This is a genomic window from Nocardia nova NBRC 15556, from assembly GCF_001613005.1.
Lineage (GTDB): Bacteria > Actinomycetota > Actinomycetes > Mycobacteriales > Mycobacteriaceae > Nocardia > Nocardia nova.
Map to the genome: position 1 here is coordinate 1 of NZ_BDBN01000025.1, position 12,345 is coordinate 12,345.

At 68.8% G+C, this 12,345-nt stretch carries 11 protein-coding genes and 1 pseudogene; 8 read left to right on the forward strand and 4 right to left on the reverse strand.

What is annotated here, in order from left to right; genetic code table 11:
* The 6 genes and pseudogenes from NN2_RS37715 to NN2_RS11350 form a co-directional block, all read left to right on the forward strand.
* Positions 1 to 280, forward strand: a pseudogene (locus tag NN2_RS37715) (hypothetical protein); the annotation flags it as partial.
* Between the two features lie 67 nt (positions 281 to 347).
* Positions 348 to 1,292 (forward strand): ADP-ribosylglycohydrolase family protein, encoded by a 945-nt coding sequence (locus NN2_RS11330; protein ID WP_051755749.1) that lies wholly within the window; start codon positions 348 to 350, stop codon positions 1,290 to 1,292.
* Positions 1,293 to 1,358: 66 nt separating this feature from the next.
* Positions 1,359 to 3,806: a cation-translocating P-type ATPase gene (locus NN2_RS11335; protein ID WP_063012918.1), complete on the forward strand. Its 2,448-nt coding sequence runs from the start codon at positions 1,359 to 1,361 to the stop codon at positions 3,804 to 3,806.
* 93 nt (positions 3,807 to 3,899) lie between these two features.
* A complete protein-coding gene (locus NN2_RS11340) occupies positions 3,900 to 4,739 on the forward strand; it encodes a PhzF family phenazine biosynthesis protein (RefSeq protein WP_063012919.1) in 840 nt (279 codons plus the stop codon).
* A gap of 243 nt (positions 4,740 to 4,982) precedes the next feature.
* Positions 4,983 to 5,852: an EamA family transporter RarD gene (gene rarD / locus NN2_RS11345; RefSeq protein WP_063012967.1), complete on the forward strand. Its 870-nt coding sequence runs from the start codon at positions 4,983 to 4,985 to the stop codon at positions 5,850 to 5,852.
* 79 nt (positions 5,853 to 5,931) lie between these two features.
* Positions 5,932 to 6,345, forward strand: coding sequence for a VOC family protein (locus NN2_RS11350; protein WP_063012920.1), 414 nt, complete (start codon positions 5,932 to 5,934; stop codon positions 6,343 to 6,345).
* 63 nt (positions 6,346 to 6,408) lie between these two features.
* On the opposite strand, the gene NN2_RS11355 is transcribed toward NN2_RS11350, so the two are convergent.
* Both NN2_RS11355 and NN2_RS11360 read right to left on the reverse strand, forming a co-directional pair.
* Complete coding sequence (locus NN2_RS11355; RefSeq protein WP_030514685.1) at positions 6,409 to 7,026, reverse strand: class I SAM-dependent methyltransferase; 618 nt, start codon at positions 7,024 to 7,026, stop codon at positions 6,409 to 6,411.
* Positions 7,027 to 7,065: 39 nt separating this feature from the next.
* The gene (locus NN2_RS11360) at positions 7,066 to 8,442 is read right to left on the reverse strand and encodes an alpha/beta hydrolase family protein (protein ID WP_342749264.1); all 1,377 of its coding nucleotides are present in this window, start codon (positions 8,440 to 8,442) and stop codon (positions 7,066 to 7,068) included.
* A 282-nt stretch (positions 8,443 to 8,724) separates the two neighbouring features.
* Here NN2_RS11360 and NN2_RS11365 point away from each other — a divergent pair, with 282 nt between their 5' ends.
* Positions 8,725 to 9,975 carry a serine hydrolase domain-containing protein gene (locus NN2_RS11365; RefSeq protein WP_063012925.1) on the forward strand — a complete coding sequence of 417 codons (1,251 nt, stop codon included), beginning with the start codon at positions 8,725 to 8,727 and terminating at the stop codon, positions 9,973 to 9,975.
* 64 nt (positions 9,976 to 10,039) lie between these two features.
* Here the strand turns inward: NN2_RS11365 and ilvA are convergent, their stop codons facing one another.
* The gene (gene ilvA, locus NN2_RS11370; RefSeq protein WP_063012927.1) at positions 10,040 to 11,395 is read right to left on the reverse strand and encodes a threonine ammonia-lyase IlvA; all 1,356 of its coding nucleotides are present in this window, start codon (positions 11,393 to 11,395) and stop codon (positions 10,040 to 10,042) included.
* A 147-nt stretch (positions 11,396 to 11,542) separates the two neighbouring features.
* Positions 11,543 to 11,986 (reverse strand): nitroreductase family deazaflavin-dependent oxidoreductase, encoded by a 444-nt coding sequence (locus NN2_RS11375; protein WP_063012971.1) that lies wholly within the window; start codon positions 11,984 to 11,986, stop codon positions 11,543 to 11,545.
* A 106-nt stretch (positions 11,987 to 12,092) separates the two neighbouring features.
* On the opposite strand from NN2_RS11375, the gene NN2_RS11380 reads away from it, so the two are divergent.
* Positions 12,093 to 12,326 (forward strand): hypothetical protein, encoded by a 234-nt coding sequence (locus tag NN2_RS11380; protein ID WP_063012929.1) that lies wholly within the window; start codon positions 12,093 to 12,095, stop codon positions 12,324 to 12,326.
* The last annotated feature ends 19 nt before the right edge of the window (positions 12,327 to 12,345 follow it).

Here is a 12,345-nt window from a genome sequence, read left to right on the forward strand (position 1 = left end):
CGGCGCGATGGATCACGTGCAGGCCGACGACGACCGCTCCCGGCGCCTGGCGGCGGTGCTGGCCGCGCGCCTGCACTCCGGCTGCGCCTGTGCGGTGAACTTCGTGGTCCGCGGCACTCTCGCCGAGCTGCGAGGTCTGGCCTCGCGCAGCGGGATTCGCAGTGTGCAGGCGCTGCCGCCGGATGCCTCCGCGGGCGCGTTCGCGGTGGTGCCGCTGCTGCCCGAACACGTCGACGTCGTGGCGCCGGGACCCGACGACGGCCCGATTCCCGACCACTGAGGCCGGCCTGCGCTGTCGGTGCCGCGCGGCATAATCGAGGCAGCGGGCGAGGGGAGAGGATGTGCCGGTGGATCGAGACGCAGGGCAGCGGGACCGGGCGCAGGGGGTGCTACTGGGGACGGCCGCCGGTGACGCACTGGGCGCCGGATACGAATTCACCCATCCGGCACCGGATTCGGTGATCGAGATGCGCGGCGGCGGCTCGCTGCGGTGGGAACCGGGGGAGTGGACCGACGACACCGCGATGGCGGTGGGTATCGCGCTCGCGGCGGCCGAACACGGTGCGCTGCACCACCCGGCGGGCCTGGACGCCGTCGCCCGGGAGTTCGTGCGCTGGTGGGACAGCCGCCCCAAGGACGTCGGATATCAGACGAGTCAGGTGCTGCAGTGGCGCAGCGCCGACGCCGCCGATATGCGCCGGCGCTCCTTCGAACTCGACGGGCTCACCGGCGGCAACGGATCGCTGATGCGTACCGCTCCGCTCGCCCTGTGCTATCTCGACGACCCGGACAACTGCGCCCGCGCCGCCCGGGCGGTGAGCGAACTCACCCACAGCGACGTCCGGGCCGGTGAGGCGTGCGTGCTGTGGTCGTGGGCGATCCGGCATGCCGTGCTCTACGGCGACTACGACGGCGTGCGCGGCGGCCTGGCCTTCGTGGACGCCGATTTCTGGGCCGCGGTACTGGACGAGGCCGAATCCGGCACTCCCGCCGACTTTCCGAAGAACGGCTGGGTGGTGCACGCGCTGCAGACGGCGTGGTGGGCGATCACCCATACCGAATCCCTGCCGGCCGCACTGGAAGCGGCGGTGCGCGCGGGCGGCGATACCGATACCACCGCCGCCGTCGCGGGCGGATTACTGGGCGCCCGCTGGGGTGCGTCGGCGATTCCGCCGCAGTGGGTCGCGCTCCTGCACGGATATCCGCGGCTGCGCGGCGACGATCTGGTCGCGCTCACCCGCCGCATCGTCGATCGCCGGATCGCACCGCGCGTACGGCCGGATGCCGGATGATTGCCCGCCTGTGGGGCCGGGACCGCGTGCCGTCCGATTCGCCGGAAACGCTCTAGGCTGTCGGACATGTCGATCACCGAGCAGCAAGCGCGCGCACCGGGCCTGACCGCGGCCGAGGTCGCGCAGCGCGTTCGTGACGGGCAGACCAACGATGTGCCGGATCGGGCGAGCCGATCGGTTGCCGACATCGTCCGGGCCAATGTGTTCACCCGGATCAACGCCATCCTCGGCGTCCTGTTCGTGCTGGTCCTGGCCACCGGATCGATCATCGACGGCATGTTCGGCCTGCTGATCGTGGCCAACAGCGTGGTCGGCATCGTGCAGGAGCTGCGCGCCAAGCGGACCCTGGACAAACTCGCCATCGTCGGCCAGGCCAAACCGGTGGTGCGCCGCGACGGTGCCGCCACCGAGGTCGGCCCGAAGGATGTGGTGCTCGACGATCTGATCGAGCTGGGGCCCGGTGACCAGATCGTGGTCGACGGCGAGGTCGTCGAATGCGAACTGCTCGAGGTCGACGAATCCCTGCTCACCGGTGAGGCCGATCCGATCGACAAGTCGGTCGGCGCGAAGGTCATGTCCGGCAGCTACGTGGTCGCCGGATCGGGCGCCTACCGAGCCACCAAGGTCGGCAAGGACGCCTACGCCGCGCAGCTGGCGCACGAGGCATCGAAGTTCACGCTGGTCGATTCGGAGCTGCGCAGCGGTATCGACACCATCCTGAAGGTCATCACCTACCTGCTGATTCCGGCGGGTCTGGTCACGATCTACAACCAGCTGTTCTCCAGCCATCAGAACTGGCAGCACGCGCTGAACGGTATGGTCGCCGCGCTGGTCCCGATGGTGCCGGAGGGCTTGGTGCTGATGACCTCGATCGCGTTCGCGGTCGGTGTGGTGCGGCTCGGCCAGCGCAAATGCCTGGTCCAGGAGCTGCCCGCGATCGAGGGCCTGGCCCGGGTCGACGTGGTCTGCGCGGACAAGACCGGCACCCTCACCGAGAACGGGATGCGGTTGTCGGAGCTGCGGGTCGTCGGCGATGTGCCGCAAGACCGGTTGCGTTCGGTGCTGGCCGCGCTCGCCCACGACGATCCGCGCCCCAACGCCAGCGTGCTCGCCATTGCCGAGGCCATGACCGAGGATCCGGACTGGTCGTCCACCGCGGTCGCGCCGTTCAGCTCGGCCAAGAAGTGGAGCGGCATCTCCTACGGCGAGCACGGGAACTGGCTGCTCGGAGCGCCGGATGTGCTCCTCGACCCGGATTCCGGCATCGCCGCCACCGCCCAGGACATCGGCGCGCAGGGGCTGCGGGTGCTGCTGCTGGCTTCCTCGGATCGGCCCGTCGACGATCCGGACGCGCCGGGCACGGTGACGCCGCAGGCGCTGGTGGTGCTGGAACAGAGGGTTCGCCCGGACGCGCGCGAAACGCTGGATTACTTTGCCGGCCAGGACGTCTCGATCAAGGTGATCTCCGGCGACAACGCGGTGTCGGTGGGCGCGGTGGCCTCCTCGCTCGGCCTGCCCGGTGGTGAGCACGCCGTCGACGCGCGCCGATTGCCTGCCGCCCAGGCCGAATTGGCCGATGTGCTGGACCGCGAAACCACCTTCGGCCGGGTCCGCCCGGATCAGAAGCGGGCGATGGTGGGAGCGTTGCAGTCGCGCGGGCACACCGTCGCGATGACCGGCGACGGCGTCAACGACGTCCTGGCGCTCAAGGATGCCGATATCGGTGTCGCGATGGGATCGGGCAGTCCGGCCACCCGCGCGGTCGCGCAGATCGTCTTGCTGGACAACCGTTTCGCCACCCTTCCGTATGTGGTGGGGGAGGGCCGGCGGGTGATCGGCAATATCGAGCGCGTCTCGAATCTGTTCCTCACCAAGACGGTGTACTCGGTCCTGCTGGCCTTCCTGGTGGGGGTGGCCGGCATCGGATCGCAGATCTTCGATTACGCCCCGCTGTCGTATCCGTTCCTGCCGAGGCACGTCACGATCGCCGCCTGGTTCACCATCGGCATTCCGGCCTTCATCCTGTCGCTGGCTCCCAACAACGAAAGGGCGCGAACGGGTTTCGTGCCGCGGGTGCTGCGGCTGGCGGTACCCTCCGGCACGGTGATCGGGGTGATGACCTTCATCGCCTACCTGATCGCCTACTGGAGCGCCGACCAGAGCCTGCCGACGGAGGCGCGCGAGGTGCAGATCGGCACGACGGCGCTGATCACGCTGCTGGTGATCGCGGTGTGGGTGCTGGCGATCGTGGCGCGGCCGTGGAACTGGTGGAAGATCCTGCTGATCGCCGGTTCGGTCGCGGGTTATCTGATCCTGTTCACGGTGCCGTTCACCCGCCACTTCTTCAAACTCGACCCGTCGAATGCCGAGCTGACCGGGGTGGCGTTCGCCTGCGGCGCGGTCGGCATCGTGCTGGTGGAGGTGGCGTGGTGGGTCACCGCGATGGTGACCGGTGAACAGCGGCACCTGTTCCCGGATTCGCCGGGCCGGAAGCCGCTGGGGCGCAAGGACTGAGCCGCGACGGCGCGTCAACTGGTCGCATGGTATGGCGCGCCGTGAACGTCCTTGTGCCACGCATCGATTCGCAACGCGGGTACCTTCGGCAGTATGGAGGTCCTGCTGCATCAGATCGATGCGTTCGCGGATGCGCCCTTCACGGGTAATCCGGCCGCGGTGATGCCGCTGCTCGGCTGGTTGCCCGACGAGCTGCTGCAGCGACTGGCCGAGGAGAACCGGCTGTCGGAAACGGCCTTCTACACCTCGGCGCTGCCGGTGGAGGCCGGATTGCCGCCCGGTGACGGCCCGGCCTTCTGGCTGCGCTGGTTCACTCCGGCCACCGAGGTCGACCTGTGCGGGCACGCCACCCTCGCCACCGCGGCGCAGATCTTCGACGATATGCATCCCGCCGCCGACCAGTTGCACTTCTACACCCGCAGTGGCTGGCTCGGGGTGAGCCGCAGTGGCGACGAACTCGAACTCGATCTGCCGCTCGTGGAATCCGTGGACACCGTCCCGGACCCGGATCTGATCACGGCCCTCGGGGTGCGGCCGCTGCGCGTGCTGACCGGCCAGGACGAGGTGGTCGTGGTCGCCACCGAAGCGGAAGTGGTTCGTGCCCGCCCGAATTTCGCCGCCTTCCCGGTGCTGCGCCGCGGGGTGATCCTCACCGCACCCGGCGACCACACGGATTTCGTTTCCCGCTTCTTCGCCCCCGGCGTCGGTGTCGACGAGGACCCGGTCACCGGTTCCGCGCACGCCCAGCTGGCACCGCTGTGGGCCCGCGATCTGGGCCGCGGCGATCTGTCGGCCCGCCAGCTCTCCGCCCGCACCGGCCGCCTGCGCTGCACGGTCATCGGCTCGCGCGTGCTGCTCACCGGCCGCTGCCACCGCTACCTCGACGGAGTGGTCCGCCTCCCGCAGGCTGAAATTCTGCCGATCTCGCCCTGAACGAATCCGCTCCCGGCGCCGGAGCGGACCGGCGACCGCCGGGCACCCGTGACCGCGGCGGTCCGCGGCCGTGCCGACGAATGAGCGCGTGGTCCGAAACCCGCTCGACAGGCGTTACCGGACGGAAGTAGCGTGCGGCTGGTGCGGGTGCGTGGATCGGTGAACGACGTGGAGGAGGCGACCGGCGCGGGAGGTGCCGCCGGGGGTCGAGGACGGTGGAGGCGCTCTCCGGCCGGTGGCGGTGTGGCGGTCGGCGCGGCGGCGTATCTGATCTGGGGCATGTTCCCCGCCTTCTTCGGATTGCTCGGTTTCGCGGGGCCGGTGGAGATCCTGGCGCAGCGGATTCTGTGGACCCTGGTCGTGGTGCTGGTGTTGCTGCTGGCGGCCGGGCGGTTGCGCGAACTGGGAGCGATCGACGGCCGGACCTGGCGGCTGGCGGCGGTGGCGGCGGCGGCGATCTCGATCAACTGGGGGACCTACGTCTACGGCGTGACGTCGGGGCACGTGGTGGAATGCGCGCTCGGCTACTTCATCAACCCGCTGGTCACGGTCCTGTTCGCAGTGGTGCTGTTCCGGGAGCGGCTGGTGTGGCCGCAGTGGGTGGCGCTCGGGCTCGGCGGCGCGGCGGTGGTGGTGCTGACCGTCGACTACGGCAAGCCACCGGTGATCGCGCTCGTGCTGGCCTGTTCCTTCGCCACCTACGGTCTGGTGAAGAAGGTGATCCGGCTCGACCCGATGCGCAGCGTCGCCGCCGAGGGTGTGGTGTCCGCGCCGTTCGCACTGGCGGTCGTCATCGCGCTGGGGGTGCGCGGGGACGCCGAGTTCGGGCACGGCGCCGGCCACACCGCCCTGATGGTCGCCACCGGCCCGGTGACACTGATTCCGCTGTTGCTGTTCGCCTTCGCCGCCTCGCGGGTGCCGCTGTCGACTATGGGAATTCTGCAATATCTCACTCCCGCACTGCAATTGGCGTGGGGTGTGCTGGTGGGGCACGAGCCGATGCCGGCCTCGCGCTGGATCGGATTCGGGCTGATCTGGACGGCTCTGGCGGTATTCACCGCCGACGCGCTGCACCGATCCCGGCGCTTGGCACGGCGGGACGCGCTGGGTTAATGTCGGATCCGTGGCGATGCTCCCGTAGGCCGACGAGTACCGGTCCGGGGTCGGGATCGTCACTATCAGAGGAGAAATCCTGTCCATCCAGTTCAACCACACCATTGTCGGCTGTCGTGACAAGCGGGAATCGGCACAGTTCTGGGCCGATATTCTGGGATTGAGCGTGGGAACGCCGTGGGGGCCGTTCATTCCGGTCACCGTGCACAACGGTGTCACCTTCGATTTCGCTCCGGTCCCGCCGCATGTCACCGAGATTCAGCCGCAGCATTACGCCCTGCTGGTGTCCGAATCCGAATTCGACGCGGCCTACGCGAAAATCCGGGATCGGGGCCTGAGGTTCTGGGCCGATCCGCGGCAGAGCCGGGAAGGCGAGATCAACCACAACGACGGCGGTCGCGGTATCTATTTCCTCGACCCCAGCGGTCACTACATGGAGTTGCTGACCGTGCCGTACGGCGGATGGCCCGCGGCGACCGGCGAACAGCGATAGTGTGCGACCGGCGGCCGAATTCGCTTCGGCCGCCGGTCTTTTTTCGATCGAATTCCCCCGTTGTCAGGGCGAGACCGCGATACCCAGCGACAGTGCGGCGAAGGTTTTCGGTGCCGGAGAATCGTAGAACCGATCCATTTCGGTGATCTCGAATCCGGCCTCGTCCAGTAATCCGCGGATATCGCGATTGAGGTGGCATCCACCGGCGATCACCTGCTGAACCGGATCGAGCCGATGCTGCCAGGCACGCACGTTCGCATCCGGCGCCAGCCCGTGCTCGACGAAATGAAATGTGCCGCCGGGCAGCAGAACTCGCCGCACCTCCCGCAGCGCGACGGCGATATCGGGAATCGTGCACAGCGTCCACGTCGACAGCGCGCTGTCGAAACTGTTGTCCGCGAACGGCAACGACTGCCCGTCCAGGCCCGCCCGCTCCACCGGCACCGGCGAGTCCGCGACCCGCGCCGCCGCCAGTCGCCACCCCAGATCCGCCGGCTCCACGGCGCTGACGCGACTCACCCCGGCGGGGTAGAACGGCACGTTGCGACCCGAGCCGAATCCGATCTCCACCACCCGGCCCCGCAACCCCGCGCACACCCGTCGGCGCAGCCGATCGTTGGCCGGCACTCCACAGACCCGATCCGTCAACCGCGGCAGCACCCGCTCGCTGTAAATTCCCACCCTCTCACTGTGTCAAGTCGCCCTGCGCGCCGCTACCCGTCAGGGCACGGGGGTGACGTATTTGCCGAGCCATGTGGTGATGTAGCTCAGTACCTCGGGTGCGATGGTGGTTTCGATGGTCGGGTATTCCTTCGGGCTGCCGGTATCGGCGGGCTGCATCAGATGGTTGAGGCCGTCGAATACGTGGACGTCGGCATTCGGGTTGCCCGCCAGATCCGCCCGCGCGGCCGGGGCGCTCTGGGCGGCCGGAACCTGCATGTCCTTGGTCCCGTAGAAGGCCAGCACCGGAATACGCAGTGCCTGCAGGGCCGGCGCCGGGTCGTAGTCGACCAGGGCCTGGAAATACGGGGTGGTCAGCTGATCGATCGCCGATTGCGGCTGCCGCTGCTCCGGTGGCAGGGAGTCGTTGTGCTCGGTGGCGAAGCGGCGGATCTGTTCGTCGTCGCCGGTGCGGATCAACGTGGTCAGGGTGGTGATGTAGCCGACCTGCTTGCGGATGGCGTCGGCGTCGGCGTGCTCGCTGCGCAGCAGCAGGTCGTTCTGCGCGAGCAGCACATCCGAGCCGGAGACGGCCGGTCCGGCCATCATGATCACGAAGGCGAGCCGGCTGTCGGGGCGGGTGGCGGCCAGCGGCGCGAGATAGCCGCCCTCGCTGTGGCCGAGCAGGCCGATGTGGTTGCCGTCGATATCGGGACGGCTGCGCAGATAGCCCAGCCCGGCCATGATGTCGTCGGTCAGGTCGGTATAGCTGCAGGTGTCGAGTTGCCCGCCGGTGCCGCCCACGCCTCGGTCGTCGGTGCGCAGGACGGCGTATCCGGCGCGCGTGAGGGTATCGGCGAGCAGCAGAAACGGTTTGTGCCCGGCGATCTCCTCGTTGCGATCCTGGGGGCCGCTGCCGGTCACCAGGACGACCGCCGGGAACGGTCCCGGCCCGCGCGGCCGGGTGAGCGTCCCGGCGATGGTGATGCCGTCGCTGCGATAGGTCACGTCCTCGGAGAGGTACGGCCACGGCGGGTGCGGCTCCTGCGGGCGCAGCGGAGCCGGCACCTTCCCCCGATGCATGGTCAGTGCCAGATCGTGACCGGACTGGGTGAAGGTTCCGGTGACGGTATCGGCGCGGCGGTCGTAGCGGCCGGTGAAATGCGGATCGCCCGGCAATCCGGGGATCGTGAAGGCGATCGCATCCGGGTTGGTATCGACCTGTTCGAGCGGCAGATCGAAGATGCCCTGCGCCGGAACCGTCACGCTCCCACCGTCTTCGGTGAAGGTCACCCCGATCGGCAGCTGCTGGTTCGGCAGCGGCAGGACAGCGTTCCAGTCACCGACGACGGGGGCCGGGCGCGGCGTCGCGGTCACCTTGTCGGAACTCGAGCAGGCGGCCACCAGGGCCACGGCGAGCAGCGTGGCCACTGCCACGATCAGATCCCGATGCCGCCGCGATCTCGGCGGTGTTCCCGCCCAGCCGCGGGATTCCGGCAATTCGGACCTCGTTGACCGCAACGATCGCATGTCTCAACCATGACACACCGCAGCGGGTGTAGAGGTGTTTCGGCAGTTCACGACACTGGGTGGGCGCGTGGTCCGAAGATCACGGACAGGGTCGGCGCCGTGTGCGGTCCGGCTCGAACCGGTCTCGGGGGTGTCACTGTGCGGACAACGTCGTTGCCCGCACAACGGTACGCCCGTACCGTAGGGTATGTGAGCAACGACGCTTTACCCGCAGGTTCTGCGGCTCTGCCCGCAGGTGTGCGTGGCTCGGCCGCGGTCGAGTTCGAACCCTTGGTGCGCAATTTCGCGCGTATTGTCGGGGGCCGTGCCGGAGCCGGAGGCGGTCTGACCGTGCTTCGGCACGGTGAGCCGGTGGTCGATGTCTGGACCGGCTACTCCGATCTCACCACGCCCTGGACCCGTGATACGGGTAGCGTCGCGTTCTCCGCGACCAAGGGCATCGCCTCCACTGTGATCCACCGCCTGGCCGACCGCGGCCTGATCGACTACGCGGCCCCGGTGGCCGAATACTGGCCGGAATTCGGCGCGGCCGGAAAATCGCGAATCACGGTGGCGCAGTTGCTCACTCACTGCGCCGGACTGTCCTCGCTGCCAGGTGTCGCCGGCGGACTGGACGAGGTGCTCGACCACGAACTCATGGAACACCGGCTGGCCGCCGCCGCGCCGGACCGGTTGCTGGGGGTGCCGGCCTATCACGCCCTCACCTATGGATGGCTGCTGGCAGGACTGGCCCGCGCGGTCACCGGTACGAGTATGCGCGAGCTGTTCCGCACCGAAGTCTCCGAGCCGCTGGGCATCGACGGCCTGCATCTCGGGCGCCCGGCGCCGGACTCGACCACCACCGTCGCCGCGCTCGCCGGTTCCCGGCTGGCCGTGGCCGGCACCGCACTGGGTGCCCTGCTCCTCGGGCAGGCCGGGCGTTTTCCGGGTCCGCCCGGCGCCGCGATTCGTGCGCTGTTCCTGCCGGGCGTGCATGCCCTCTTCGACGGTGACGAGCCGTCGATCCTCGCGACCGAAATGCCCGCCGGAAACGGCGTATTCACCGCGGGCGCATTGGCCTCGGTCTACGGCGTGCTCGCCGACGACGGCATGATCGCCGGTCGCCGATATCTGTCGGCGCAGACCATGCGTCATATCCGGCGTGTGCAGACGCGCCGGCTCGATCACGCCCTGTTCTACTTCCCGATGATGTGGCATCTCGGATACCACACGTTCCCTATTCCGGGGGCCTCCTCCGGATTCGGCCATATCGGCCTGGCCGGATCCTTCGGCTGGGCCGAACCGCGGCTGGGCCTGTCCGTCGGATTCGTGCACAACCGGTTCACGCCCCAGTCGTTCGTGTGGGATCAGCTGGCCGCGGCCTGGGTGCTGCCGCTGGTGATTCGCGGCGCGCGGGCCATGCGCGACGGCCGTCGTTCGTCGCAGCGCCGCGCTGCCTGATCGGACGCCGAACTGCCCTGTGCCGCAGAACATCTCGCGGCACAGGGCAGTTCGTTCGTAGAGATCAGGTGAGGTACTGGTAGGTGGGGGAGTCGGGATCCAGCTGCTGGCATTGGATCGGCGAGGCATCCATGCGCGCCAGCAGTGCGTCCAGGCCGGACGGCGCGCCCAGTTCGATGCCGACGAGTGCGGCCCCGGTCTCCCGGTTGTTGCGCTTGACGTATTCGAAGAGGGTGATGTCGTCGTCGGGGCCGAGCACCTCGTCGAGGAACCGGCGCAGCGCGCCGGGTTCCTGCGGGAAGTTCACCAGGAAATAGTGTTTGAGGCCCCGGTGCACCAGTGACCGTTCGATGATCTCGCCGTAGCGCGAGATGTCGTTGTTGCCGCCCGACAGCAGGCACACCACCGTCGACCCCGGCTCGATATCGATCTCCGCCAACGCCGCCACCGCCAGCGCACCCGCCGGTTCGGCGATCACACCCTCGTTCTGGTACAGCTCGAGCATGGCGGTGCAGATGGCGCCCTCGTCGACCTGCATCATGCGGAAAGAGCCCGCGCCCCGGGGGGATTCGGTGCCGATGAGCAGCGGCAGGGACGCATGCGACACCACGCGCCCGCCGAATTTCGAGATCGTGGCATAGGGCAGGTCGCCCACCCGCCGCACGGCCGCGCCGTCGACGAAGGGATCGATCTGCGGCAGCGTGACCGGACCGCCCGCGACGAGGGCGGCCGTCATCGAGGCGGCACCGGCCGGCTCGACGCCGAGGATGGCCGTGGCCGGCGAGCGGTCGCGCAGATAGGTGCCGATGCCGGCCAGGCATCCGCCGCCGCCGACGGGGATGATCACCAGATCGGGAGCGCTGGGCAGCTGTTCGAGGATCTCCACCGCCACGGTGCCCTGCCCGGCCGCGGTGCGGGCGTCGTCGAACGGCGGGACCATGGTGGCGCCGGTGCGGGCGACGTCGTCGGCGGCCGCCGCGGCCGCCGCGTCGAAGGTGTCGCCGACGGCGATCAATTCCACGAAGTCGCCGCCGTGGGCGAGGATGCGGTCGCGCTTCTGCTTGGGTGTGGTGGTCGGTACGTAGATGCGGCCCTGGATCCCCATCGCGCGGCAGGCGAAGGCGACGCCCTGGGCGTGATTGCCGGCGCTGGCGGTGACGACTCCGGCCGCGCGTTCGCCCGCATCGAGCTGCACGATCAGGTTGTAGGCGCCGCGCAGCTTGTAGGAGCGGACCGCGGTGAGGTCCTCGCGCTTGAGGTAGACGTTCGCGCCGGTGGCCGCCGACAACCGCTCGATTCGCTGTAGCGGCGTCGGCTCGACGATGTCGGAAATTCGCTTGGCGGCCGCGTCGATCTCGTCCGCGCTCAGTTCGGGCAGCGGAGCGGATACTTTCTCTACGACATCCAGCGGTTCAGACACCCGAACATGCTATCGGTCGCGCTCGGTCCGGCGCGCGGCAGTTTCCGTAGCGGTCCGGAACGCCCGGAAACCGGCGACGCCCGGACCGTAGGCCGGGCGTCGCGGCGGTGATCGTCGTGGACCGGTGACCGTGGTGATCCGGGTGAATCAGGACTTCGGGGTCAGGACGAAGACCGGGATCTCGCGGGCGGTCTTCTCCTGGTAGTCGGCATAGTCCGGGTAGGCCGCGACGGCGCGCTCCCACCAGACTGCCTTCTCCTCGCCGGTCACCTCGCGTGCGGTGTAGTCCTTCACCACATCGCCGTCGCGCAGTTCGACGGTCGGGTTGGCCTTGAGGTTGTAGTACCAGACAGGATGCTTCGGGGCGCCGCCCAGTGAGGCCACCGCCGCGTACTCGCCGTTGTGCTCGACCCGCATGAGCGGGGTCTTGCGCAACTTGCCGGTCTTGGCGCCGATGCTGGTGACCAGGATGATCGGCATCCCGCGGTCGAGCAGGGTATTCGCTTCGGACCCGTTGGAAGCCTCGTACTTCTCGGCCTGCTCGCGGGCCCAGTCGGATGTGCTGGGTGCGTAATCTCCGGTGAGTGGCATGCCCGGCACAACATCGACGGCCACGGATGTGTTCCCACGTCCTTCGTGACCGGATCGCCGCAAATGTTCGGTGGACCGAAATTCCGGATACGTGTAGCCTGACGACATGACAGCGGTCAGCCCCATCGTTCGCCCGGTCCGCCGTGCTACGCATACGGTGCGGATCGCGGGGGTGCCGTGGCCGGTGTACAAGCTCGAGTCCGTCGCGCTGGGCGCGCTGCTCGCGCTGATTCTGGGCCTCATCACCGGTTCCGCAGAGCTCGCCGTCCTGGTCGCCGCCGGCGCGGCGGCGCTGCGATGGATTGTGGGAACTGTTGCCCATCGAGGTAGCACCGCCTGACGGCGACACCACCCGCGCA